Raw genomic sequence first — 22,247 nt, 5'->3', positions numbered from 1 at the left:
GCTGTGTGGCAGGCTGATGGCGGGCTGATGGCGGGCTGATGGCGGATTTACTGGCCCTGGCTCAGGCGATGAGCCAGGCGCTCGGGCAGGCCGGCTTTGAGGATGCGCTGGGCAGCCGTTTCAAAGTCGTAAGGCACGCGTTGGAAGTTCAGCTCGCCGCTGATGGTGTCAAAAATGGCGTAGCAAGCCGCCGGGTTGCCATCGCGGGGTTGACCGCAGGAGCCGGGGATGACCAGCCACTGGCGATTGGGCAGCAGGGGAATGGCGGTGCCCGGCGCTGGCGTGAACTCGCCCGCCTTGCCGGTGCCCGAGAGGTGGTAGAGCATGGGCTCATGCATATGGCCGCAAAAGGTGTAGCGGCAGCTCGTGGCTTGCAAGCTTTGCATGGCTTCCATGCGGCCCTGGATATAGGCCCAGCCGCCGGGGGCATAGGCGTTGGCGTGCACATAGAGCCGGTCTTGCTGCGTCACGCTGAGCGGCAGCTGGGCCAGAAACGCCAGCTGCTCATCGTTCAGTTGATCGTGGGTCCAGGCCACGGCAGCGCGGGCCTCTTCGTTCATCGTGGGGGCCACGCCTTGCACGGCACCTTGATCGTGATTGCCCAGCACAGCCACGGCGCCCTTGTCGACCAGCTCGCGGACGCGGTCCACGACCCAGGCGGGGTCGCCGCCGTAGCCCACAAAATCGCCCAGCAGGGCATAGTCGCTCACGCCCTGGGCTTGGGCATGATCCAGCACGGCGCTGAAAGCTTCACGGTTGGCATGGACGTCGGATATCAGCGCAATTTTCATGGGCAGAGCTTGCCATGAAACGCTGACACCCGCCTGATGGATCACCCGAGTTGGGGGCGGCCAATTTTGCCTTTGCAGGGGCCGCCCCTGGGGCGAGGCTGGGCGGCTGAGCCGCCCGGACCTGGGTCGATACGTCAGCCGATGCGTCAGCCGATGCGGCCGAGCAAAAGGTACTCCATCAGTGCCTTTTGCACATGCATGCGGTTCTCAGCTTCGTCCCACACGACGGATTGGGGACCGTCGATGACTTCTGCAGTGACTTCCTCATCACGGTGGGCCGGCAGGCAGTGCATGAAAAGGGCATCCGGCTTGGCCACGCCCATCATCTCGGCATCCACACACCAGTCGGCAAAAGCGGCGCGGCGGGCGTCGTTCTCGGCCTCATAGCCCATGCTGGTCCACACATCGGTGGTGACCAGATCGGCCCCGCGGCAGGCGTCCAGCGGGTTCTTGAAAACCTTGTAGCAGTCGCTGTTCTGGATGCCGGCCACCTTGGCATCGACCTCATAGCCGCTGGGCGTGCTGACATGGACGGTGAAGCCCAGAATCTCCGCCGCCTGCAACCAGGTGTTGGCCATATTGTTGCCGTCACCCACCCAGGCCACCACGCGGCCCTTGAGGCAGTCCACATCCACGATGCCACGGCGGTTCATGCCGTGCGCTTCGATGAAGGTGAACAAGTCGGCCAGGATCTGGCAGGGGTGGAACTCGTTGGTCAGGCCGTTGATGACGGGCACGCGCGAGTGCGCCGCGAAGCGCTCGATCTTGGTCTGCTCGAAGGTGCGGATCATGACGATGTCCACCATGCGGCTGATCACCCGCGCGCTGTCTTCGATCGGCTCGGCGCGGCCCAACTGGCTGTCGCCGGTGGTCAGGTGCACCACCGAGCCGCCCATCTGGTACATGCCGGCTTCGAAGCTGACGCGGGTGCGGGTGCTGGCCTTCTCGAAAATCATCGCCAGCGTGCGGTCAGCCAGGGGCTGATAGCGCTCGTAGTTCTTGAAGCGGCGCTTGATGATGGCGACGCGTTCGAACAGATGCGCGTACTCCTCGGCGCGCAAATCCTTGAACTGCAAGTAATGGCGAATCAGTGTGGATCCGGGCTTCATGCTTGCGGCTCCGCGAGGAAGGTTTTGATCAGGGGCACCAAAATGGCGGCGATCTGTGCGGCTTCATCGCTGCTCAGAATCAGGGCCGGCACCAGGCGCACGACGCGGTCGGCGGTGACGCTGATCATTAGCCCGGCTTCGGCCGCGCGGGCGAGCAGGGCGCCGCAGGGGCGGGCCAACTCAATGCCCAGCATCAGACCTTGGCCGCGCACTTCCACCACGCCATCCACGCCAGCCAAGCCTTGGCTCAGGGCGGCCTTCAGCTCGGCGCCGACCTTGGCGGCATTGGCCAGCAAATCGTCTTCGACCATGATCTTCAGCGTTTCGACGCCGGCGCGCATCGCCAGCGGGTTGCCGCCAAAGGTGGTGCCGTGATTGCCCGGCTGCATCACCTTGGCCGCGCGCGGTCCGCAGACCACGGCGCCCACCGGCACGCCCGAGCCCAGGCCCTTGGCCAGCGGCATCACATCCGGCTTGATGCCGGCCCATTGGTGAGCAAACCACTTGCCGGTGCGGCCGATGCCGCATTGCACTTCGTCCAGCATCAGCAAGATGTCATGGGCGTCGCAAACGCGGCGCAGGTCTTGCAAGAACTCGATGCGCGCCGGGTTCACGCCGCCTTCGCCCTGAATGGTTTCCAGGAAGATGCCGGTGATGTTCGGGTGCGCCTTCAGGGCGGCTTCCACTGCGGCAATATCGTTCAAGGGCACGCGCACAAAGCCTTCCACCAGCGGGCCGAAGCCGGCGTGGATCTTGGGGTTGGCGGTGGCCGACAAGGTGGCGATGGAGCGGCCGTGGAAGGCGCCGTCAAACACCAGCAGTTCGGGCTGGTGATTGCCGCGGTCATGACCAAATTTGCGCGCGATCTTCAGCGCGGCTTCATTCGCTTCCAGGCCGCTATTGCAGAAAAAGGCCACGTCCAGGCCGGAGTATTCGCACAGCTTGGCGGCCAGCTGCTCTTGCAGCGGCACATGGTAGTAGTTGCTGCAGTGCATCATCTTGGCGATTTGCTCTTGCAGCGCCGGCACTAGGCGCGGGTGGCCGTGGCCCAAGGTGTTGACGGCGATGCCACCCAGCCCGTCCAGGTATCGTCGGCCATTCACGTCCCAGACCCAGCAGCCTTGGCCATGCGACAGGGCAAGGGCTAAGCGGCCATAGGTTTGCATGACATGAGGCTCAGACGGTGCAGACGGTGCGGCGACAGGCGCGTTCATCAACTCTCCAAATGGAAAAACAAAAGGTTGGAAAAATGACCTGGGGTCAGGTCTTGTGGCCATGGCTTCGGGCTGAAGTCAATTCGAGCTTGCCAGGCCAGACTGATTCTAAGGTGCAGTGCTGAATGCGCTGCGGCGGGGGCCGATTCATGTGCCCCTTTCATGCGCCTTACTCGGCCCGCTTTTGATGCCTCGGTGTGACTTTGTCGGGTCACTTTGGGCGTGGCGCGTGCTGCAACGCAGCACATCCAAGGCACAATACGGGCCGTCATCCATCCGTTGTATCCGCGCCGGCCAGCTCCTACCGAAGCTGGCAGCCCCGCCGCCAAATCCATGAGCCAGCCCCTGAAGCCGATTGAAAAGCCGAGAGAAGTCTTCATCCAAGGCCTGACCGCGGATGGCAAGACCTTTCGCCCTAGCGATTGGGCCGAGCGTTTGGCGGGTGCCATGTCCTGCTTTCGCCCTGGTGGCGTGCGTGGCGGCATTGGGGATTACATCGGCTACTCGCCGCTGTGCGTGCCGCGCGTCATCAATGGCGTGAAGTGCGTGATCGTGAACGAAGAACTCCGTGGCCTGGAGCCCATGGCCTGGGATTTCGTCATGAACTTTGCCCGCGACAACAATCTGCAAGTCGCCGAGGCTTGTCTCTTGCCTGATAACGCGCTGAGCCGGCCGACTTCGCGCTGACTGCGTCTGATGCGTCTACTGCGCTAATTGCGCAGCGCTTGTGGCAGCACCGCCTCCCTGCGCATGACTCAATCTGCTTGCCCGGTTCTGCCGCTCCGTCTGAGGTGTCCTAGCGCGACGAACTCCAGCGCGCCCGCAGCAGCGCCAAAGCTTCCACCAAACCACTGAGCATTTCGCGCGTCAAGGCCCAGAGCTGCGAACGCTTGTGGGGGCGATTGATCGGTGTTTGATGCATGGCGTGGCTGTCTCGGTGGTTCCGTCGATGTCTGGCAGGCTAGGCGCCATCGATGACGGTTTCATGTCACAGCGTTGGGAATGTGCGCTTGGGCGCTGGCCTCTGGCGCGCTATGCTGCTAGCCGCCTTGCCGCCGGCATGGCTCGTCACCACCTTTCATGCCCTTGCCCGGCATTTCCGTGTGAGCCCAGCCGTCACCGCCTTGCCAGAACTGCAACTCTTGGAGCGCTTGTGTGAGCAAGGTGCTGCGCATGTGCAGCGCCAACATCTGGGTGATGTGCAGGTCGGTGGGCGGACTTTTCCTTTGCTAGCGCTGTGCCTGGGCAACCCCAGCCCGCAGGTGCCAGCCATCGGTTTTTTTGGTGGTGTGCATGGCCTGGAGCGCATCGGCGCGGAGTTGGTGATGGCCTTTCTGGCCAGCCTGGTATCGCGCCTGCGCTGGGACAGCAGCCTGCATCAGCTGCTGGAATCGGTGCGCATTGTCTTCATGCCGCTCGTCAACCCCGGTGGTTTGTGGCGCGGCACGCGGGCCAATCCGGCGGGCGTGGATTTGATGCGCAATGCGCCGCTTGAATCGGCGGCCCAGGTGCCCTTGTTTGTTGGTGGCCAGCGCCTGAGCGCCAAGCTGCCCTGGTATCGCGGCCCGGCCGGGGCGGCGATGGAGCAGGAAAGCCAAGCCTTGTGCGATTGCGTGCGGCGCGAATTGCTCACGCATGAGCATGTGCTGACGGTGGATTGCCATTCCGGCTTTGGCTTGGCGGACCGGATTTGGTTTCCCTTCGCGCACACGGCCCAGCCGATCGCGCACTTGGCCGAGATGCATGCCTTGTGCGAAATTCTCGATCAGACCCATGCCCAACATGCTTACGTCTTCGAGCCGCAGAGCCGGCAATACCTGACCCATGGCGATCTCTGGGACTATCTCTACACCGAGGCCAGTGCCCGCGCCGAGCAAGTTTTTCTGCCGCTCACGCTGGAGATGGGTTCCTGGTTGTGGGTCAAGAAAAACCCGCGCCAACTATTCACCAAGCACGGCATGTTCAATCCGCAGATTGGGCATCGGCACCGCCGGGTTTTGCGGCGCCACTTGGCTTGGTTAGACTTTCTTTTGCGTGCCGCAGCTGGCATGCCGCGCTGGTTGCCGCAGCCGGAGCAGCGCGCCGAGCAGGAGCGGCGCGCCTTGTTGCGCTGGTATCAACGCGGAGATCAACCTGGAGTGAAGGTCTGATGAGCATGAATGCAGACGAATCCGCGCCGGTCTGGGTCTTGCTGCGCGGCTTGGCGCGCGAGAGCGGGCATTGGGGTGCGTTTCCGAATGTGCTGGAGCCGGCTCTGCAATCGCAGCAGCCGGGCGCTCGCCTGCTGATGTTGGATCTGCCCGGCAACGGGGTGCTGAACCAAGTGGCCAGCCCTTTGCGGGTGTCGGACATGGTGGAGTTTTGCCGCCAGGAGTTGCGCGGGCGCGGCGTGTTGGGTCCTGTGCATGTGCTGGCGATGTCGCTCGGTGCGATGGTGGCCAGCGAGTGGGCGCGGCGCTACCCGGAAGAGATTCGTGCCGGCGTGCTGATCAATACCAGCTTCAGGCCCTTCAGCCCGTTTTACCGGCGCTTGCGGCCGCTGAACTATCTGAGCTTTTTTCTGCTCAGCTTGAGTCGCTTGAGCAATCGCCAGCGTGAGGCCAAAGTGCTGGGCATGACCACGCGACTGCAGCGTGAGCCCGAGGTGGTGCTGGATCAGTGGGTGGCTTTGCGCAATCAGCGCCCGGTGGGCTTGCGCAATACGGCGCGACAGCTATGGGCGGCGATGCAATTCGAAGCAAGTGGCTTGCAGCCCGTGCCGCCCATGTTGCTGCTGTGCAGCAAGGCCGATGGCCTGGTGGACTGGCGCTGCTCGCAGGCCATCAGCCGCGCTTGGGGTGCGCCTTTGCGTCTTCATGCCCAGGCGGGCCATGATTTACCTCTGGACGATGGGCCGTGGGTGGCGCAGGCGGTACAGGATTGGCTGGAGTGGCGGCGCCTGAACGGCGTGGCCGACGGCAGCTGGCACTAGCCAGAGGGCATGGGCCTCAGGGCCTTAGCCTGATGGCAGTCGCCAGAGCGGGGCCGCGGGCTTGCCGAAGCAGGGTGCAGGTCTGGGCAATGCATGAAAAAAGCCCGCTGGATTCGCATCCAGCGAGCCTTTATTCCTTTGCACCAGAACTGGTTCTTAGGCGGCCAAAGCCTTGATCTTCGCCGACAGACGGCTCTTGTGACGAGCAGCCTTGTTCTTGTGGAAGATGCCCTTGTCAGCGACCGAGTCGATCACGCTTTGAGCGATCACGAACAGCTCAGCTGCCTTGGCCTTGTCGCCAGTGACGACGGCTTTTTGCACGTTCTTGATGACCGTGCGGAATTTGGAACGCAGGGCCGTGTTGGCTGCGTTGAGCTTGATGTCCTGGCGGGCGCGCTTGAGGCCCGATGCCGAACGGACAGTCTTCTTAACTTTGGAGCTAGTTGCCATGCTGTGATTCTACCCAGTTGGTGCAAAGACCGCGAGTGTAGCACTGAATTCAATGCTTATCAAGAATTGCCGCGCTGAATTGACGCGCGTCCTCCAGACTCGAGGTGCAAGCCGCCATGATAATGCGTCGCTTGCTGGCCCGTAAATCAATCATTTAGCGCCTATTCAGTCGCAGTCAATCCGCTGCGCCAAGTTTTGATCTGGTCACGTCTATTTTCTTTTGAGCTGGCTGCCCCGGGGCCAAGGCAACAATATTTCATCCATGAATCTGCTGCGCACCGCTTCCCTGATTTCCTTGTTGACGCTGGCTTCGCGCATAACTGGTTTGGTCCGTGAGCAGATGACGGCGGCCTTGTTCGGCGCCTCGGTCTATTCGGACGCTTTTTTGGTGGCGTTTCGCATCCCCAATATGTTGCGACGCCTGTTCGCCGAAGGTGCGTTCTCGCAAGCATTCGTGCCGCTCTTGGCGGCCACGCGGGCCAAGGACGGCGACGGCGTCACCCATGCCCTGATCGATGCGGTGGCCACCGTGCTCTTGTGGGCGCTGCTGGCGACTTGTGTGCTGGGCGTCGTCGGCGCGCCGGTGCTGGTGTGGCTCTTGGGTTCGGGCATGCCGGCCGATGGCGAAGCGGCGGCGGTGGTGATGACGCGCTGGATGTTTCCCTATATCGGCTGCATGTCCCTGGTTGCCTTGTCCGCCGGCATTCTCAATACCTGGGGGCGCTATCTGGTGCCGGCGGCCACACCGGTGCTGCTCAATTTGTCGATGATTGGCATGGGCTACTGGTTGGCGCCGGTGATGCGTGAGCATGGTTTTCCGGCCATTTACTCGATGGCGCTGGGCGTGGTGCTGGGTGGTGTCTTGCAAATGGCGGTGCAATTACCGGCACTCAAGCGCATCGGCGTGGTGCCACGCTTTGGTTTGTCCTTGCGCAAGCTGCGTGATGCGGCGGCGCATCCGGGTGTGGGCGCGGTGCTGCGCAAGATGGGGCCGGCCTTGCTGGGGGTGGGGGTGGCTCAGTTGTCTTTGGTGATCAATACGCAGATTTCCAGCCATATCGGTGTGGGCGCCACGTCCTGGCTGAACTATGCCGATCGGCTGATGGAGTTCCCCATGGCCTTGCTCGGCGTGGCGCTGGGTGCCTTGCTGACGCCGCAGCTCTCGGCGGCACAGGCGGTGGGTGATCACGCCAAGTACTCCGGCATGATGGATTGGGGCCTGCGCCTGGTGCTGGTGTTCGGCCTGCCTTGCGCCGTGGCTTTGCTGGTGTTTGCCGATCCGTTGGTGGCGGTGCTTTATCACCGCAAGGCTTTTTTGGCGGCTGACGTGGCGCAAACCGCGCGTGCCGTGATGGGTTGGGGCGTGGGCCTGATGGGTTTGCTGGCCGTCAAGGTGCTGGCGCCCGGTTTTTATGCCCGCCAGGACATGCGCACGCCGGTGCGCATTGCCGTGGGCGTGTTGATCTTGACGCAGTTGTTCAACCTCGTGCTGGTGCCCTGGGTGGGCGTGGCGGGTCTGGCCCTGTCGATTGGCCTGGGTGCCATCGTCAATGCGCTGTGGCTGATGCATGGTTTGCGCAAGCTGGGCTGCTATGCGCCCGAGGCGGGTTGGCTGGTTTTGACGGCCAAGGTGCTGTTGGCCTGCGCTGCCATGGGGGGCTTGCAGTACTACCTGGCCTGGCGCCTGGACTGGATTGCCTTGGGCCAGACGGAAGGCTTGCGTGCCCTGTGGATGGCGGCGAGCTTGGGTGCTTCGGCCGTGGTTTATTTTGCGGTGCTGACTTTGTTTGGCCTGCGTCTGCGTCAATTCATGCGGCGGGCTTGAGCCTAGACTAAGCAAACCATGCCACATCGACTGCGCCTGGACGCGCCTTCTCCCCTGGACTATTTCCGCAGCCTCGTTGCCGAGGATGCGGGGCTGAACCTGCTCGAAGCGGCGGCCTCCATTGCACAAGATGATGAGCCTGGCTTGGATGTGCAAGCGGTATTGGCCGAAGTGGATGAGCTGGCCAGACGCTTGCGCGAACGCCTGCCGCCCGATGCTTCGGCGCGGCACAAGCTGCAGCTCTTGTGCCTGTATTTTCATCAGGAACTGGGCTTCGCCGGCAACGTCAACAACTACTACGAATGCGGCAATAGCTATATCCACCGGGTGTTGGCGAGCCGGCGTGGGATCCCGATCAGCCTGGCGGTGATCTTCATCGAAATCGCCTCGCAACTGGGCTTGCGGGCGCAGGGCCTGGCGTTTCCGGGACATTTCCTGGTCAAAGTGTTGTTGGGCAATGGGGAGGTGGTGTTGGATCCCTTCACCGGCAACACCTTGTCGCGCAACAAGCTGGATGAGTTTTTGCAGACTTTTCGCCAGGCCGCCGGCATGGAAGGCGAGGTGGATTTGCCGGTCGAGCTCTTCATGCAAGCGGCGACGCCGCGCGAAATCTTGGCGCGCATGTTGCGTAATTTGAAAGAAATCCACCGCGCTGCCGAAGATTGGCCGCGTCTGTTGGCCGTGCAGCAGCGCTTGGTCGTGCTTTTGCCCGAAGTGGCCGCGGAGCGGCGCGACCGGGGCCTGGCGCTGGAGGCCTTGGGCCATTGGCAGGCTGCGGTGTTAGATCTGCAGGACTATCTGCAGCAAGAACCCCAGGCTCAGGACAGGGTGGCCATGGCGCAGCGTTTGCAGAATTTGCAGCGCTTGCAGACGGGTGGGGCGCGTGGAGCGCCGCCCTTGCACTGAAGACCGGGCGTTCGCCCACTAGAATCGCCGCCGCTGCACCACCACATGTGGGCTTTGTGGCGCGGCCCTTGAGGATTTTTTTGATTGAAGCAGATACCGCTAGCCATCGGCCCTGAGCCGGTCTTCACCTTTGATAACTTCTTGCCCGGCGCCAATGCGGTGGCTTTGGCGCAGTTGGAGGCACTTCGGCCCGGCATGGTGGTGGGGGCGGGCGTGCCGCCCGTGTTCGTCTGGGGCCGGCCGGGTTGCGGCAAAACCCATCTGCTCAAGGCCTTGGCCGAGAGTTGGCAGGCTGCCGGCCTGCAGGTCGGCTGGTACGACGCCGATACGCCCTTGCCCTGGGAGTTGCCCAGCCAGCCCAGCCTGCTGCTGCTGGATGATTGCGAGCGTTTTGACGCCGGCCAGCAGCATGCGGCGTTTGCCTTGTTTGTTGAGGCCGCCAGTTACGGCCTGACCCTGGTGGCCACCGGCAGCGCGCCGCCCGTTGATCTGGATTTGCGTGAGGACTTGCGCACGCGCCTGGGCTGGGGTCCAACCTACGAGTTGCTGCCGCTGTCCGAAGAGGAAATGCGCGCCGCTCTGCATCTGGAAGCCGGACGCCGTGGCATTCAGGTCTCTGACGATGTGATTGATTATTTGCTGACCCGCTTTGCGCGCGATCTCAAGCAGCTGATGCGCCTGCTGACGCGTTTGGACGAATTCGCCATGTCGACCAAGCGGGCGGTCACCGTGCCTCTGCTGCGCCAGATGCTGGCCGACGAAGGCATGAACGGTTAAGGATGAATACGCTTGTGAATGCGAAGAATTTGACCCTGTTTGACCTTGACGGCACGCTGATCCCGACCGATTCCGACCATGCATTTGGCGGCTTCATGGTCGATATCGGCTGGGCCAATGGCGAGGAATGGCGCCGCCGCAATGATGAGTTCTACGCGCAATATCAAGCCGGGCAGCTCGACTTACCGGCCTATATCGACTTTGCCACCTCGGTCTGGCGCAGCCGGCCCCTGGCCGAGGCCCACGCTGCGCGTGAGCGCTTCATGGCCGAAGTGATGCTGCCGGAGATTCAGCCGCAGGCGCTGGCACTGGTGCGCCAGCATCAGCAGGCCGGTGATCTGGTGGCCATCGTCACGGCCACCAATGAATTCGTCACGACGCCGATTGCCGCCGCGTTCGGCGTCGAGTACCTGATCGCGGTGCAGTTGCAGCGCGACGAGCAGGGCCGCTACACCGGCGCCATCCAGGGCGTGCCATCCTTCCAAGCCGGCAAGATCAGCCGCGTTCGCGACTGGTTGGCCGGCTTGGGGCGACAATGGTCGGATTTCGAGCGCGTGACGTTTTACAGTGACTCGATGAATGATCTGCCCTTGCTGGACTTGGTCAGCCATCCGGTGGCCACCAATCCCACGCCAGCCTTGGCCGAGCTTGCCTCGGCCCGCGCATGGACTACCTTGAAATTGTTCGCATGATCAAAAAATTCTTAGACAAGCTGCTGGGCAAGCCCTCGGCTGCAAAAAGTGCCAAACCCGCTGCGGCCGCCGGCCATGCCGTGAAAACGGACAAAGCGGCCAAGGCCAGCAAGCCCGGCGCTGGCGCCAGCGGCAATTTGGGCAAGCGGGTCGAAGTGCCCGTCAGCGAGCATCGCATCGACCCCAGCTTGCTGGACGAGCGCGCGGTGCGCGTGGTGCAGACCCTCAGTGATGCTGGCTTTGAGGCCTATATCGTCGGCGGCGCGGTGCGCGATCTGCTGCTGGGCATGCGCCCCAAAGACTTTGACGTGGCGACGAATGCCACGCCCGAGCAGGTCAAGGGCTTGTTCCGCCGCGCCTTCATCATCGGCCGGCGCTTTCGCATCGTTCACGTCGTGTATGGCCGTGGCCGCGAGCATGAGGTGATCGAGGTCTCGACCTTCCGTGCCTTGCTGGTCAATGACGATGCCGATCAGGTGGCCGGTAACGAGAAAACCTCCAAGGCCGAGCTGGCTGGCAAAAGCCATGTGGTGGATGCCGAGGGTCGGGTCTTGCGCGACAACGTCTGGGGTCCGCAAATTGAAGATGCAGCCCGCCGTGACTTCACCGTCAACGCCCTGTACTACGACCCGCAGCGCGAGCTGGTGGTGGACTATCACGGCGGCTTGGCTGACGCCAAAAAGCGCGTACTGCGAATGATTGGCGACCCGGAGACCCGCTACAAAGAAGACCCGGTGCGCATCGTGCGTGCGGTGCGCTTCGCCGCCAAGCTCGGGTTTGAGCTGGAAGCCAAGACGCGTGCGCCGGTCAAGGCTTGCGCGCAGCTGCTGGCCAATGTGCCGAGCTCGCGTTTGTTTGACGAGATGATCAAGCTCCTGCAGACCGGCCACTCCCTGGCCAGCCTGGAAGAGTTGCGCAAGCAGGGCCTGGGCCGCGGCGTGTTCCCCATCCTGGACGCCATGCTCAACGAGCAAGGCGAGCTGGCAGATGGCGTGCGCGGTAAGTTCATTCGCATGGCGTTCGAAGATACCGATCTGCGTGTTTCCGAAGGCCGCGGCGTTTCGCCCAGCTTCATGCTGGCTTGCATGTTGTGGTTCGAGGTGCTGGAGCGCTGGAATCGCATCCGCGAGAGCGGCGAGGGCGCTGTGCCGGCCCTGGCTCAAGCGGTGGACGCGGTGTTCGATGCCCGCATTGGTGACATCTCGGGCCGCGGCAAGCTGGCCACCGATATGCGCGAGATCTGGATGATGCAGCCGCGCTTTGAGCGTCGCAGCGGCAGCGGGGTCTACACCTTGGTGGAGCAGCCGCGTTACCGCGCTGGCTTCGATTTCCTGCGCCTGCGCGCTGACGCGGGTGAGATTGAACCGGCCCTGGCCGATTGGTGGGAAGACTTCGCACTGGGCAGCGACGATGAGCGCGCTGCCTTGATCGAAGAAGTGCGCGAAGCCGAGAAGAGCACGCGCCGCAGCAGCAAAGTGCATCAGCTGCCGCGCAAGCCAGCCGCCGAGGGTGCGGAGCAAGCTGCTGCTCCGGACACTTTCCAGGAAGAGGCTGCGCCCGCCAAAAAGCGCCGCCGCCGCCGCAAGCCGGGCGCTAAGTCTGCTGGCGGCAATGCGGCCGCGCAGAGCGCTGGCGCGCCGGAGTCGGCCAATCGTGAACCCAGGGATGACTCAGCGTCCTGAGTCGGGTACGAGTCAGCCGCCGATCGCTGAATCGGCGGCTGAGTTGAATCCTCCGGTGATCGCCTATATCGGCCTGGGCGCCAATCTGGGTGATCTGCCCCGCACCTTGCGCGAGGCGCTGGCGGCCATGGCGGCCTTGCCTGGCACGCGCTTGCTGGCGGTGTCGGGGGCCTACCGCAGTGCGCCGGTGGAGGCGGGCGGGCCGGACTTCCTCAATGCCGTGGCTCAGCTGGAAACCAGCTTGCCGCCCTTGGATTTGCTGGATGCCTTGCAAGCGATTGAGCTGGCCCATGGGCGCGAGCGCCCCTATCTGAATGCGCCGCGTACGCTGGATCTGGATGTGCTGGCCTATGGCGAAATGCGCTTCGAATCGCCGCGCCTGAATCTGCCGCATCCGCGCCTGCACCAGCGGGCTTTCACCTTGCTGCCCTTGCTGGAATTTCAGCCCAACCTGCAATTGCCGGGCCTGGCGAACTTGCGCGACTACCTGCCTGGCGTGGCCTCGCAAACCATTCAACGCCTGGATTTGTCGCTGCATTCGGCCTGATTCCGCACTAGTCCAGGGCGGCCGCCTCATGGCTCTCCGCAGCGGTTGAGCGAGCCCGGGATTGCGCCCGCGACCCCATCGGCACATGAGCTTTGCGGTCCCCAAGAGCCTGCAAATACGCATGGATAGGCGCTGTATTCACGTGAATTTGGGTGCTGCGGCTTACGAAATGGGCCTGCTCCAACTACACTGCGCGCCTGCCATGTGTGACATGGTGATGAATTTCTTATGAGTTTTGTGCCAATTTCTATCCTTTTTGGTAGTTTGGCGAGATCGGAGTTGGCGTGTCTTTCTTTTCAAAATTACTGCCCCGTGAGGGCAATTTTTTCGAGCTTTTCAACGAGCATGCGGCTCAAATCACTGAAGGCGCGCGCGCCTTCATGTTGATGATCCAGAACTACAACGATCCGGTGCTGCGCGAGAAATACGCCGAAGAGGTCAACAAGGCCGAGCACCATGCCGACCGGGTGACGGCCGAAGTCAACCGCATGCTGCATCGCACCTTCATCACGCCGATCGATCGCGAGCAGATCCATGGCTTGATCAATGCGATGGACGACATCCTGGACCTGCTGCAAGACGTCACCGAGACCCTGTCGCTCTACGACGTGCGCAGCATCCCCGAGGAAGTCTTGCGTTTGGGCGAGCTGAGCGCACGCTGCTGCGAGCGGGTGCAGCACGCGGTGTCCCTGCTGCCTAAGCTGCGCGAGCCCGAGGCGGGCGAAGCTGCCATCAAGGTCTGCGAAGAGATCGACCGCTTGGAGTCGGATGCCGACCGTGTGATGCGCACCGCCATGTCGCGCCTGTTCCGCGAGCAAGAAGATGTGCGTGAACTGATCAAGCTCAAGACCATTTACGAGCAGCTGGAGTCCGTCTCCGACCGCTGCGAGGATGTGGCGAACTTGATCGAGGGCATCGTCCTCGAAAACGCCTGAGTCCGTCGCATGGATGCAGTGCAAGTTTCTTTTTGGGTAGTCGTCTTGCTGGTCGTGTTGGCGGTGCTGTTCGATTTCATGAACGGTTTCCACGATGCGGCCAACTCGATTGCCACGGTGGTGTCGACCGGGGTCTTGAAGCCCCAGCAGGCGGTTTTGTTCGCCGCATTCTTCAATGTGCTGGCGATCTCTATTTTTCACTTGCAGGTGGCCAAGACCATCGGCAAGGGCATTGTTGACCCCGGTGTGGTTGACCACCATGTGATTTTCGGCGCCTTGATCGGCGCGATTGCCTGGAATGTGATCACCTGGTGGTACGGCATTCCGTCGAGCTCCTCGCACGCCTTGATCGGCGGCATTTGCGGCGCGGTGTTGGCTAAAGCCGGCTTCGGTGCTTTGCAGATGGGTGGCATTCTGAAGACGGTGGCTTTCATCTTCGTCTCGCCTTTGCTGGGCTTTTTGCTTGGCTCGGCCATGATGGTGGTGGTGGCCTGGTTATTCAGGCGCAGCTCACCGATCCGGGTCGATGGCTGGTTCAGGCGTATGCAACTGGTGTCTGCCGGCCTGTACAGCCTGGGTCATGGTGGCAATGATGCGCAAAAAACCATCGGCCTGATCTGGATGTTGCTGGTGGCTTCGGGCTTTATGTCAGCCCAGGCCAGCGCGCCACCTGACTGGGTGATCGTGGTCTGCTACCTGGCCATCGGCATGGGCACCATGTTCGGTGGCTGGCGCATTGTTCGGACCATGGGCCAGAAGATCACCAAGCTCAAGCCGGTGGGCGGCTTTTGCGCCGAAACGGGCGGGGCCATCACCTTGTTCCTGGCCACCGGCCTCGGTATTCCGGTATCGACCACACACACCATCACCGGCGCCATCGTCGGCGTGGGCTCGGTGCAGCGCGCTTCGGGCGTGCGCTGGGGCGTGGCGGGCAATATCGTCTGGGCCTGGATCTTCACCATCCCGGCTTCGGCCTTGGTGGCGGGCTTGTTCTACTGGGTCAGCCTGGGCTTGTTCTGAGTCTGTTGGCTGCAATGAAAAAGGCGACCCGAGGGTCGCCTTTTTTGTGCCTGCCGGCTCTTACTGGCTGATGGCTTGCGCCGCCTCCACCTGGGTTTCGAAATAGCGCTGGGCGCTGAAAGCGATGGTGCTCATCAGGCAAGTGCCGCCGATCAGCAGGCACAGCACCACGCCGATGACAGCGCCCCAGCCGCTGGCGGGGGAGGCCTTGCCGGCGTTGTGCTCGCTGTCCCATTTCTCGTCAGGGGTGAGGCCGTAGACGATGCCGCTGATCATGGCAATCACCAGCATCACGCCCAGCACGGGCATCAAAAACCAGGACAGGCGATCGTCCTGCCCCAACTCGCCCATGCGGCGCACGCCGTAGAGGCCGATCAGCGTGGGCAGCGGGAAGGCCCAGGCCAGCTTGTCGCCAAGGCCGTAGAGGTAGATGCGGTGCAGGCCCAGGCTGCCCAGCAGCAGAGAGAGCCAGGTGGCGACGGTCTTGGACTTGGCGCCGTTCATGCGCGGGCCTCGGGCTCGCTTTGATCGCCCAGGCCCAGTTGGCGCTGCATCATCACCACATCCAGCCAGCGGCCGAACTTCCAGCCTGCACTTTCCAGCACGCCCTTAGGGGTGAAGCCCAGCGCTTTGTGTAGGCCCACCGACCCGGCATTGGCCGAATCGCCGATAACGGCCAGCATCTGCCGCGCCCCGGCTTGCTCGCAGCGCGCGATCAACTCGGCCAGCAAGAGTCGGCCCAAGCCCTTGCCTTGGGCGCTAGGTGCCAGATAGATCGAATCCTCCACGCAAAAGCGATAGGCCAGGCGAGGGCGGAAGTAGTTGGCATAGGCATAGCCTTGCACCTCGCCGCCCACTTCGGCCACCAGCCAGGGCAGCTGGCGCGACAGCACTTCGGCGCGGCGGCGCTGCATTTCCGCCTGATCGGGGACTTCGGTCTCAAAAGTGCCGGTGCCATGGAGCACGGCAGTGGCGTAAATGGCCTGGATGGCGGCGAGATCGGCCTCGGTGCTGGGTCGAATCGTGATGTTGCTGAGGATAATTGGGTTTTCTGTGCTCATATTCTTTGTCTGCCGCTCAGTCGAGTTTATAATGCTGGGTTTTGGCGCTGGTCGGATTGACTTCGAGATTTTCGAGTTTGTTCGGCGTATCTACAGGGCCAACAACGGTGTTTCGGAAGGAAAAGCTTGCCGCCAGATGCGGCCGCTGAGTGAGAGGTTCAACCTTGGTTGAGCGCCACCCAGAGGCATTGTCAGGCACAAGACTCGTTCGAAGCGCTACCCCGATCTGCTCGCCCTGAGTGTCTCCTGGTGCGGTGGACAACAAAATTCATCATTAAGGAAACATCATGGTTGTTATTCGTCTGGCTCGTGGCGGTTCTAAAAAGCGTCCTTTCTACAACATCGTCGTTGCTAACAGCCAGCAGCGTCGTGACGGCCGCTTCATCGAGAAGGTCGGCTTCTACAACCCCGTGGCTTCCGGCGCTGCCGAGCCGCTGCGCGTTGCTGTTGACCGCGTGAACTACTGGGTTGGCGTTGGCGCCCAGCTGTCGCCTACCGTCGAGCGTCTGGTGATCCAGGCCAAGAAGGCTGTTGTTGCTGCCTGATTGACCAAGAAATGACAAGAGCACCCACCGATTCCCGTCAACCTTCGCCCGCTGCCGACGAGGCGGCTTGGCCCGAGGATGCGATTGAGGTCGGGTGCATTCTTGATGCCTGGGGCGTCAAGGGCTGGTTCAAGGTGCAAGCCTATTCCAGCGATGCCCAGGCACTTTTTTCCTCGCGCCGCTGGTTTCTCAAGCGGCCCGAGGTCGCTGGCCAAGCTGGCCCGGTTGTGGCGGGTGCGAAAGCGCTGCCGCGACTGCTGAAAATTCTGTCGATCCGCGAGCATGGCGAGGGCCTGGTGGCCAACGCTCAAGATTGCGCGGATCGCAACGCGGCTGAGAGCTTGCGCGGGGCGCGCATCTTCATCTCGCGTTCGGCTTTTCCGGTCTCGGATCCGGATGAGTATTACTGGGTTGATCTGATCGGTTTGACTGTGGTCAACCGTCAGGGCGAAACCTTGGGCCAGGTCGAAGGCCTGATCGATGCCGGCCCGCACAGCGTGCTGCGCATCATTCCGCCGGGCCTGGTGGCACCGGTCAAGCCTGATCAAGAGCGCCTGGTGCCTTTTGTGGCGAAGTTTGTCGACGATGTCGACCTTGAGCAGCGCGTGATCACCGTGGATTGGGGTCTGGACTTCTAAGTTCAGGGCCGGCGCTAAGCCATGCGCTTCGACATCATTACTTTGTTCCCCGAGTTATTCGGGCCGCATCTCAGCCAGGGCGTGACACGCCGTGCCTTCGAGAGCGGTCAGGTCGACACACGCCTGTGGCAGTTGCGCGATTTCGCTGATGACAACTACCGCCGTGTCGATGATCGCCCCTACGGTGGCGGCCCGGGCATGGTGATGTTGGTGGAGCCGCTGGAGCGTGCCATCGCTGCCGCTAAGGCGCAGCGCCTGGAGGCGGGCGCCGATGCGGGTCAGCCGCCCGCGGTGATTCATTTCAGCCCCACCGGCCGGCGCATCGATCAGGCTCTGGTGCAGGAGCTGGCACAAGGGCAGGGCGGCGTGCTGCTGTGCGGTCGCTACGAGGGCATGGATCAGCGCTTTCTGGATCGTCATGTCACGCTGGAACTGAGTCTGGGTGACTTTGTGCTGTCGGGCGGCGAGCTGCCGGCCTTGGCCTTGCTGGATGCCATCGCCCGCTTGCAGGATGGCGTGCTCAATGATGCGCAAAGCCATCTGCAAGACAGTTTTTCCGATGGCCTGCTGGATTGCCCGCACTACAGCCGGCCGGAGGTCTTGACCGGCTTGCCGGGGCAAGACGAGGCCTTGCCGGTGCCGGCAGTCTTGATGTCGGGTCATCACGCGCACATCGCCCGTTGGCGGCGCGAGCGCTCGCTGGAAATCACCTGGCGCCGGCGTCCTGATTTGATTCAGGCGGCTCGTGCGGCCGGGCGCCTGAGCAAGCTCGACGAGCGATTTCTCGCCCAACTTGCCCATATCCCTTAATGCACGCTATACTAGTAGGCTGTTCGATCCTCTGGTGGGCCGAATCGGTTGAGGTTCTAAGCGGGGTTGTTTACCCAGCCGCGCGGGCCGCAGCCAAATTTTTTAGTCACTTTGGCCGTCTTTTGACGAGTTCGAAGGTCGGCGCCGCCATGATCACTAGGAGAACTCCATGGACTTGATCCAAACCCTTGAGCAAGAAGAAATTGCTCGTCTGAACAAGACCTTCCCGGTCTACTGCCCTGGCGACACGGTCATCGTGAGCGTCAACGTCGTTGAAGGCACACGCAAGCGCGTGCAGGCTTTTGAAGGCGTGGTCATTGCCAAGCGCAATCGCGGTCTGAATTCGAGCTTCATCGTTCGCAAGATCTCGAACGGCGAAGGCGTTGAGCGTACGTTCCAGCTGTACAGCCCTTTGATCGCTTCGATCGAAGTCAAGCGCCGCGGTGATGTCCGTCGCGCCAAGCTGTACTACCTGCGCGATCGTTCGGGCAAGTCGGCTCGTATCAAGGAAAAATTGGGCTGAATCGCGGATCTTTGATCCCGAGTCAAACCAGGGGAAAACCGCCCGAAGCTTGCTTCCGGCGGTTTTTTCTTTGCCTGAGGTTTTTGCATGTCCCGACCCCCTTTGCTGAATCCGCAAGCCGTGCCCGCGCTGGGCTTTGACAGCCATTTACCGGCCGTTGAAGCGGCTCGCCTGCGCCCTGCGGCCCTGCGTGAACGTCTGGCCGCGCCGCCGCTCTGGCAGCCTGAATTCAAGGGGGATGGTGGCAGCTTGGATGCCCGCCCGCCCGCCAATGCCGCGGTCTTGATTCCCCTAGTGATGCGCGAGGAGGGCGTGCAAGTGTTGCTGACGCGCCGCACCGAGCATTTGCGTTCGCATGCCGGCCAGATCAGCTTTCCGGGTGGGCGCATGGAGCCAGGCGATGCCTCGCCTGAAGCCGCAGCCTTGCGCGAAACCAAGGAAGAGATCGGCTTGGGCGCCGACTACATCGAGGTCATCGGCCAGTTGCCCATTTACGCGACGGTGACCTCCTTCCAGGTTCACCCCGTTGTGGCCCTGGTGCGGCCCGGCTTCGAGCTGCAATTGGATGCGTTTGAAGTAGCCGAGGCCTTTGAAGTGCCCTTGAGCTTTTTGATGACGCCGGCCCAGCATCAACGCCACCGCTTTGTGTTCGATGGCGGCGAGCGCCATTTCTACTCGATGCCTTGGACGCCCGCGGGTGCTCAAACCGAGCCGTCGCCGTACTTTATTTGGGGCGCCACCGCGGCGATCTTGCGCAACTTCTACCGCTTGCTTTCGGCATGAGGCGAAGCGCCCGCTATCATCTCCGGCCATGAACTTCTTCGCGGTCCTTTTGGCTTTGCTGTGTGAACAGCTCAAACCCCTTCGCCATGGCAATGGCATCCACCGCGCCGTGATCGGCTGGGTCCGCTGGACCGGCAGAAACTTCGATGCCGGGCGCGAACATCACTCCACCATCGTCTGGGCCATCACCGTGCTGGGCCCGGCATTGGCCGTGGCCATCGTGTATCTAGCGGTGCGCCATTTCAGCTTGCTCTTGGCTCTGGCACTGGATGTGGCGGTCTTGTATCTGACCCTGGGCTTTCGCCAGTTCAGCCACTACTTCACTGATATCCGCGATGCGCTGGAGCGCGCTGACGACAACGAGGCGCGCCGCTTGTTGTCGGAGTGGCGCCATCTCGATGCCAGCGAGTTGCCTCGCACCGAACTCGTCCGCCATGCCATCGAGCATTCGTTGTTGGCTGCGCACCGCCATGTCTTTGGCGTGTTCTTCTGCTTCATCTTGTTCTCGACCCTGGGTCTGGGCCCGGCCGGCGCGGTGCTCTACCGCATGGCCGAGTTTGCCGGGCGCTACTGGGCGTTTAAGAGCCGTACCCTGGATGCGCCTACCAATGAGCGCCTGATGCAGCTCTCGCGCCGCTTGTTCGGTTTGATCGACTATATGCCGGCCCGTTTTACCGCTGCAGGCTTCACCATCGTGGGCAATTTCGAGGAGGCGGTGAACGGCTGGCGACGCGATGCCCGGCTGTGGCTGCACCCCAATGAAGGCATCATCTTGGCCTCGGCGGCCGGTGCGCTGGGTTTGCAACTCGGTGGCGTGGCCGCCCCGGGCGTGACGCCGGACCGCAGCAAGACCTTCAGCTCCGGCGTGGATGCTGATGCCACCGGGGCTGACGGCTCCACCCCTGGCCAGATTCCCCAACTGGGCCATTTGCAAAGCGTGGTCGGCCTGATCTGGCGGTCGGTTGTGCTTTGGATGCTCTTGCTGGCCTTGCTGACCCTGGCAAATCTGTTGGGTTGAGGCCAGCTGTCAAGGCCCCAAACAGCCTCGATGTTTGGGATTGACCGGCAAGCGAGGCACAATGGCGGTGTCGGCTGACTCAGTGCGACTAAAGTTTTCTGTGGTCCGGCCGAAAACTGAGCGAGAACCATCTTTTTTCGATCGCTTCTCTTGTCTAGAGCGCTCAATTCTGGGTGGCTTCGTCAAGTCTTCCTCGCGGAGGTTTGCCATGATTGCATCAATATCGAATTCATCCGATTCCGTCGGATTGGCCCAGCGGCCAGCACTTGAAGAACTCAGCAAACGGCGAGAGCTGCAGGCGAGCCCGCCTGCGCCCGCCCCAGCTGCCGCGAGTGCAGCAGATGCCGGCTCGGCCGTGGTGGAGATTTCCCGCGAAGGTGCCCGCCGCGCTGCCCAGGCCGATGCCGAGCCAGCAGCTAAGCCGCGCAAGCCGCCGCCGGAGCCTGCCTTCAGTGAGACGCCGGTGTCAACGGCCGTGGCCAATGCCATCAATGCAGCACCTGCCCCCGCGCCCAGCGCCGTCGATAGCACCAGCACCACCGGCTCGGTGAAGCGTTTCAAGGATGCCGATTCCAACCAAGACGGCCGGGTCAGCAATTTGGAGGCTCGCGCCTACGACTTCAAGCATCCCAGCATTCCAGCGCCGCAACTCGATGGCGATGTGGCTGTGAATCGTTCGGCCAGCGCTGACGTCAAGGCCTACGAGGCGGTGGCGCGTTCCGGTAAGAGCGGCGCCTGACTGGCGCTTGCTGATGACTCAGCGGCCCGCCGGCCGCAGCCAATAAAAAAGCCCGCGCTAGCGGGCTTTTTGCTGTCCGTGTGAACGGTGGCAGATCAGGCGCGGGCTTGAATCCCGGCGATGGCCCATTCGCGGCTTTCGTCCAGCGGGCGAACCAAGTGCCAGACCTCGTCGAAGTTCTCGGCAGCGGCTTCGCTTTGTTCGCGGATCAGGCCCCAGAAACGCACGCTGACAATTTGCTGGCCATTCTCTTGGGCGCGCTCGATCACCTGGGCATCGAGTTGCAGCACGTCCGTGCGTTGCGCGGCGCCCTTGCGGTCCAGCAATTCTTGTTGCACCACACCGAACATCTCGGGCGTGGTGAAGCGTCGCAGATCGGTTTGATCGCCGCTGTCGTTGGCGGCCTGCAGGCGGATGAAGACGCGTTTGGCCAGCTGCTCGAAACCAGCGGTGTCAAAGCCATCGTTCAGGGCAGGGGCGACAGGGGCCGTTGCTGTAGCGGCAGCCGTCGCCGCTGGGGCAACGGAGCTGCCGGTGAAAGCGGTTTGGCTGGGCTGCACCGGGGCGGCTTGCAAAGGTGTCGGCTGTGAGGCTGCTGGCTGCACAGGCGCTGGCGAAGGCTGGAAGGGCGCGCCAGCACCGGCAAACTGCATGCCCTGACCATCAGGCTTGGGCGTGGCGAATTTGCGCATCAAGAAGCGGATCAGGAAAAAGGCCGCGCCGGCCAGCAGCAACATAGTCATCATATTGGCGAGCGCGCCGCCCATGCCGAAGTGGCTGGCCAAGGCGGCGATGCCCAGACCGGCAGCCAGGCCGGCGAGCGGGCCCATCCAGCTGCTCTTGGGCTTGGCGGCAGCAGCGGCTGCCGGAGCGCCGGGGGCGGCCGGGGCCGCTTGCTGCGGAGCCGGTGTGGCTTGCTGGGCCGGGGCGCCCTTGCTGGCGTCGTGAGGCTGGGTCGGGGTGGCACGTTTCATGCCCGAGGAGCCGCCGCCACCCAAGCGCTTGGCATGGGCGTCAAACGAGGCCACGCCAAGGGCGCAAACCGCAATCAGTGCAGACAGAACAACACGTTTCACAAAATCTCCTCAAAGCCGTCTTGGGCTGAATATGGGCTGAAATGGGCTGGATGCCGGCCGGCGTTGGCCTTGCTGGCTCAGGTCAGAAAAGCCCGCTGACACAAGGTGGGGCCTAGGGTAGCCTTCTTCAAGCTC

General features: G+C 62.6%; 26 protein-coding genes. 18 read left to right on the top strand and 8 right to left on the bottom strand.

All coding sequences use genetic code 11. The features are described from left to right. Positions 1 to 47: 47 nt before the first annotated feature. The 3 genes from AT984_RS10280 to AT984_RS10270 all read right to left on the bottom strand — a co-directional run bounded on the left by AT984_RS10280 (position 48) and on the right by AT984_RS10270 (position 3,114). The gene (locus AT984_RS10280; protein ID WP_058720018.1) at positions 48 to 791 is read right to left on the bottom strand and encodes a metallophosphoesterase family protein; all 744 of its coding nucleotides are present in this window, start codon (positions 789 to 791) and stop codon (positions 48 to 50) included. 146 nt (positions 792 to 937) lie between these two features. Then, positions 938 to 1,900 carry an ornithine carbamoyltransferase gene (gene argF / locus AT984_RS10275; RefSeq protein ID WP_058720017.1) on the bottom strand — a complete coding sequence of 321 codons (963 nt, stop codon included), beginning with the start codon at positions 1,898 to 1,900 and terminating at the stop codon, positions 938 to 940. Further along, positions 1,897 to 3,114 (bottom strand): aspartate aminotransferase family protein, encoded by a 1,218-nt coding sequence (locus AT984_RS10270; RefSeq protein WP_058720016.1) that lies wholly within the window; start codon positions 3,112 to 3,114, stop codon positions 1,897 to 1,899. The genes argF and AT984_RS10270 overlap by 4 nt, the downstream gene beginning before the upstream one ends. Before the next feature lie 333 nt (positions 3,115 to 3,447). Between AT984_RS10270 and AT984_RS10265 the strand changes: the two genes are divergently transcribed. Further along, entirely contained in the window at positions 3,448 to 3,801 is a 354-nt protein-coding gene (locus AT984_RS10265; protein WP_058720015.1) for a DUF3579 domain-containing protein, read from the top strand. Between the two features lie 109 nt (positions 3,802 to 3,910). Here AT984_RS10265 and AT984_RS23780 read toward each other — a convergent pair whose 3' ends face one another. Continuing rightward, positions 3,911 to 4,036 carry a hypothetical protein gene (locus tag AT984_RS23780; RefSeq protein ID WP_257721178.1) on the bottom strand — a complete coding sequence of 42 codons (126 nt, stop codon included), beginning with the start codon at positions 4,034 to 4,036 and terminating at the stop codon, positions 3,911 to 3,913. Positions 4,037 to 4,217: 181 nt separating this feature from the next. Here AT984_RS23780 and AT984_RS10260 point away from each other — a divergent pair, with 181 nt between their 5' ends. After that, positions 4,218 to 5,264, top strand: a complete 1,047-nt coding sequence (locus AT984_RS10260) for a M14 family zinc carboxypeptidase (RefSeq protein ID WP_058722223.1) — start codon at positions 4,218 to 4,220, stop codon at positions 5,262 to 5,264. Continuing rightward, positions 5,264 to 6,085 (top strand): alpha/beta fold hydrolase, encoded by an 822-nt coding sequence (locus tag AT984_RS10255; protein ID WP_231741644.1) that lies wholly within the window; start codon positions 5,264 to 5,266, stop codon positions 6,083 to 6,085. The genes AT984_RS10260 and AT984_RS10255 overlap by 1 nt, the downstream gene beginning before the upstream one ends. A 156-nt stretch (positions 6,086 to 6,241) precedes the next feature. On the opposite strand, the gene rpsT is transcribed toward AT984_RS10255, so the two are convergent. Further along, on the bottom strand, positions 6,242 to 6,535 hold the full coding sequence (rpsT, locus tag AT984_RS10250; protein WP_058720014.1) for a 30S ribosomal protein S20: 294 nt from the start codon (positions 6,533 to 6,535) through the stop codon (positions 6,242 to 6,244). A 262-nt stretch (positions 6,536 to 6,797) separates the two neighbouring features. Between rpsT and murJ the strand changes: the two genes are divergently transcribed. From murJ to AT984_RS10210, 8 genes are all read left to right on the top strand, one after another. Further along, positions 6,798 to 8,360: a murein biosynthesis integral membrane protein MurJ gene (gene murJ, locus AT984_RS10245; RefSeq protein WP_058722221.1), complete on the top strand. Its 1,563-nt coding sequence runs from the start codon at positions 6,798 to 6,800 to the stop codon at positions 8,358 to 8,360. Positions 8,361 to 8,378: 18 nt separating this feature from the next. Next, positions 8,379 to 9,266 carry a SirB1 family protein gene (locus AT984_RS10240; protein ID WP_058720013.1) on the top strand — a complete coding sequence of 296 codons (888 nt, stop codon included), beginning with the start codon at positions 8,379 to 8,381 and terminating at the stop codon, positions 9,264 to 9,266. Between the two features lie 84 nt (positions 9,267 to 9,350). Next, entirely contained in the window at positions 9,351 to 10,043 is a 693-nt protein-coding gene (gene hda / locus AT984_RS10235) for a DnaA regulatory inactivator Hda (RefSeq protein WP_058720012.1), read from the top strand. A 2-nt stretch (positions 10,044 to 10,045) separates the two neighbouring features. Beyond that, positions 10,046 to 10,735: an HAD family hydrolase gene (locus AT984_RS10230; protein ID WP_058720011.1), complete on the top strand. Its 690-nt coding sequence runs from the start codon at positions 10,046 to 10,048 to the stop codon at positions 10,733 to 10,735. Next, positions 10,732 to 12,417 (top strand): polynucleotide adenylyltransferase PcnB, encoded by a 1,686-nt coding sequence (gene pcnB / locus AT984_RS10225; RefSeq protein ID WP_082679931.1) that lies wholly within the window; start codon positions 10,732 to 10,734, stop codon positions 12,415 to 12,417. Before AT984_RS10230 ends, pcnB begins: the two co-directional genes overlap by 4 nt. Next, entirely contained in the window at positions 12,401 to 12,964 is a 564-nt protein-coding gene (gene folK, locus AT984_RS10220; protein WP_082679930.1) for a 2-amino-4-hydroxy-6-hydroxymethyldihydropteridine diphosphokinase, read from the top strand. Before pcnB ends, folK begins: the two co-directional genes overlap by 17 nt. 284 nt (positions 12,965 to 13,248) lie before the next feature. Beyond that, positions 13,249 to 13,899, top strand: coding sequence for a DUF47 domain-containing protein (locus tag AT984_RS10215; RefSeq protein ID WP_058720009.1), 651 nt, complete (start codon positions 13,249 to 13,251; stop codon positions 13,897 to 13,899). Between the two features lie 9 nt (positions 13,900 to 13,908). Next, entirely contained in the window at positions 13,909 to 14,919 is a 1,011-nt protein-coding gene (locus AT984_RS10210; protein WP_058720008.1) for an inorganic phosphate transporter, read from the top strand. Positions 14,920 to 14,979: 60 nt separating this feature from the next. Here AT984_RS10210 and AT984_RS10205 read toward each other — a convergent pair whose 3' ends face one another. Next, positions 14,980 to 15,423 (bottom strand): NINE protein, encoded by a 444-nt coding sequence (locus AT984_RS10205; protein WP_058720007.1) that lies wholly within the window; start codon positions 15,421 to 15,423, stop codon positions 14,980 to 14,982. Next, complete coding sequence (locus tag AT984_RS10200; protein ID WP_058720006.1) at positions 15,420 to 15,980, bottom strand: GNAT family N-acetyltransferase; 561 nt, start codon at positions 15,978 to 15,980, stop codon at positions 15,420 to 15,422. Before AT984_RS10200 ends, AT984_RS10205 begins: the two co-directional genes overlap by 4 nt. Before the next feature lie 287 nt (positions 15,981 to 16,267). On the opposite strand from AT984_RS10200, the gene rpsP reads away from it, so the two are divergent. The 7 genes from rpsP (at position 16,268) to AT984_RS10160 (ending at position 21,036) form a co-directional block, all read left to right on the top strand. After that, on the top strand, positions 16,268 to 16,525 hold the full coding sequence (gene rpsP, locus AT984_RS10190; protein WP_058720004.1) for a 30S ribosomal protein S16: 258 nt from the start codon (positions 16,268 to 16,270) through the stop codon (positions 16,523 to 16,525). 11 nt (positions 16,526 to 16,536) lie between these two features. Next, complete coding sequence (gene rimM, locus AT984_RS10185) at positions 16,537 to 17,163, top strand: ribosome maturation factor RimM (RefSeq protein ID WP_058720003.1); 627 nt, start codon at positions 16,537 to 16,539, stop codon at positions 17,161 to 17,163. Positions 17,164 to 17,184: 21 nt separating this feature from the next. Next, complete coding sequence (trmD, locus tag AT984_RS10180) at positions 17,185 to 17,973, top strand: tRNA (guanosine(37)-N1)-methyltransferase TrmD (RefSeq protein ID WP_058720002.1); 789 nt, start codon at positions 17,185 to 17,187, stop codon at positions 17,971 to 17,973. Between the two features lie 169 nt (positions 17,974 to 18,142). Beyond that, complete coding sequence (rplS, locus tag AT984_RS10175) at positions 18,143 to 18,496, top strand: 50S ribosomal protein L19 (RefSeq protein ID WP_058720001.1); 354 nt, start codon at positions 18,143 to 18,145, stop codon at positions 18,494 to 18,496. An 87-nt stretch (positions 18,497 to 18,583) separates the two neighbouring features. Continuing rightward, positions 18,584 to 19,279 carry an NUDIX hydrolase gene (locus AT984_RS10170; RefSeq protein WP_058720000.1) on the top strand — a complete coding sequence of 232 codons (696 nt, stop codon included), beginning with the start codon at positions 18,584 to 18,586 and terminating at the stop codon, positions 19,277 to 19,279. Between the two features lie 28 nt (positions 19,280 to 19,307). Then, a complete protein-coding gene (locus tag AT984_RS10165; RefSeq protein WP_058719999.1) occupies positions 19,308 to 20,297 on the top strand; it encodes a CobD/CbiB family protein in 990 nt (329 codons plus the stop codon). Between the two features lie 208 nt (positions 20,298 to 20,505). Further along, entirely contained in the window at positions 20,506 to 21,036 is a 531-nt protein-coding gene (locus AT984_RS10160) for a hypothetical protein (RefSeq protein WP_156421980.1), read from the top strand. 95 nt (positions 21,037 to 21,131) lie between these two features. On the opposite strand, the gene AT984_RS10155 is transcribed toward AT984_RS10160, so the two are convergent. Beyond that, complete coding sequence (locus AT984_RS10155) at positions 21,132 to 22,112, bottom strand: Tim44 domain-containing protein (RefSeq protein ID WP_058719997.1); 981 nt, start codon at positions 22,110 to 22,112, stop codon at positions 21,132 to 21,134. Positions 22,113 to 22,247: the final 135 nt, after the last annotated feature.

This window comes from Paucibacter sp. KCTC 42545, from assembly GCF_001477625.1.
GTDB lineage: Bacteria > Pseudomonadota > Gammaproteobacteria > Burkholderiales > Burkholderiaceae_C > Paucibacter_A.
This window is presented reverse-complemented; position numbering and strand designations above follow the sequence as displayed.

Bases quoted from the DNA above. Each gene is read 5' to 3' on its own strand.
- AT984_RS10280 (WP_058720018.1), bottom strand. From the start codon at position 791: ATGAAAATTGCGCTGATATCCGACGTCCATGCCAACCGTGAAGCTTTC.
- argF (WP_058720017.1), bottom strand. From the start codon at position 1,900: ATGAAGCCCGGATCCACACTGATTCGCCATTACTTGCAGTTCAAGGAT.
- AT984_RS10270 (WP_058720016.1), bottom strand. From the start codon at position 3,114: ATGAACGCGCCTGTCGCCGCACCGTCTGCACCGTCTGAGCCTCATGTC.
- AT984_RS10265 (WP_058720015.1), top strand. From the start codon at position 3,448: ATGAGCCAGCCCCTGAAGCCGATTGAAAAGCCGAGAGAAGTCTTCATC.
- AT984_RS23780 (WP_257721178.1), bottom strand. From the start codon at position 4,036: ATGCATCAAACACCGATCAATCGCCCCCACAAGCGTTCGCAGCTCTGG.
- AT984_RS10255 (WP_231741644.1), top strand. From the start codon at position 5,264: ATGAGCATGAATGCAGACGAATCCGCGCCGGTCTGGGTCTTGCTGCGC.
- rpsT (WP_058720014.1), bottom strand. From the start codon at position 6,535: ATGGCAACTAGCTCCAAAGTTAAGAAGACTGTCCGTTCGGCATCGGGC.
- murJ (WP_058722221.1), top strand. From the start codon at position 6,798: ATGAATCTGCTGCGCACCGCTTCCCTGATTTCCTTGTTGACGCTGGCT.
- AT984_RS10240 (WP_058720013.1), top strand. From the start codon at position 8,379: ATGCCACATCGACTGCGCCTGGACGCGCCTTCTCCCCTGGACTATTTC.
- AT984_RS10230 (WP_058720011.1), top strand. From the start codon at position 10,046: ATGAATACGCTTGTGAATGCGAAGAATTTGACCCTGTTTGACCTTGAC.
- pcnB (WP_082679931.1), top strand. From the start codon at position 10,732: ATGATCAAAAAATTCTTAGACAAGCTGCTGGGCAAGCCCTCGGCTGCA.
- folK (WP_082679930.1), top strand. From the start codon at position 12,401: ATGACTCAGCGTCCTGAGTCGGGTACGAGTCAGCCGCCGATCGCTGAA.
- AT984_RS10210 (WP_058720008.1), top strand. From the start codon at position 13,909: ATGGATGCAGTGCAAGTTTCTTTTTGGGTAGTCGTCTTGCTGGTCGTG.
- AT984_RS10205 (WP_058720007.1), bottom strand. From the start codon at position 15,423: ATGAACGGCGCCAAGTCCAAGACCGTCGCCACCTGGCTCTCTCTGCTG.
- AT984_RS10200 (WP_058720006.1), bottom strand. From the start codon at position 15,980: ATGAGCACAGAAAACCCAATTATCCTCAGCAACATCACGATTCGACCC.
- rpsP (WP_058720004.1), top strand. From the start codon at position 16,268: ATGGTTGTTATTCGTCTGGCTCGTGGCGGTTCTAAAAAGCGTCCTTTC.
- rimM (WP_058720003.1), top strand. From the start codon at position 16,537: ATGACAAGAGCACCCACCGATTCCCGTCAACCTTCGCCCGCTGCCGAC.
- trmD (WP_058720002.1), top strand. From the start codon at position 17,185: ATGCGCTTCGACATCATTACTTTGTTCCCCGAGTTATTCGGGCCGCAT.
- rplS (WP_058720001.1), top strand. From the start codon at position 18,143: ATGGACTTGATCCAAACCCTTGAGCAAGAAGAAATTGCTCGTCTGAAC.
- AT984_RS10170 (WP_058720000.1), top strand. From the start codon at position 18,584: ATGTCCCGACCCCCTTTGCTGAATCCGCAAGCCGTGCCCGCGCTGGGC.
- AT984_RS10165 (WP_058719999.1), top strand. From the start codon at position 19,308: ATGAACTTCTTCGCGGTCCTTTTGGCTTTGCTGTGTGAACAGCTCAAA.
- AT984_RS10160 (WP_156421980.1), top strand. From the start codon at position 20,506: ATGATTGCATCAATATCGAATTCATCCGATTCCGTCGGATTGGCCCAG.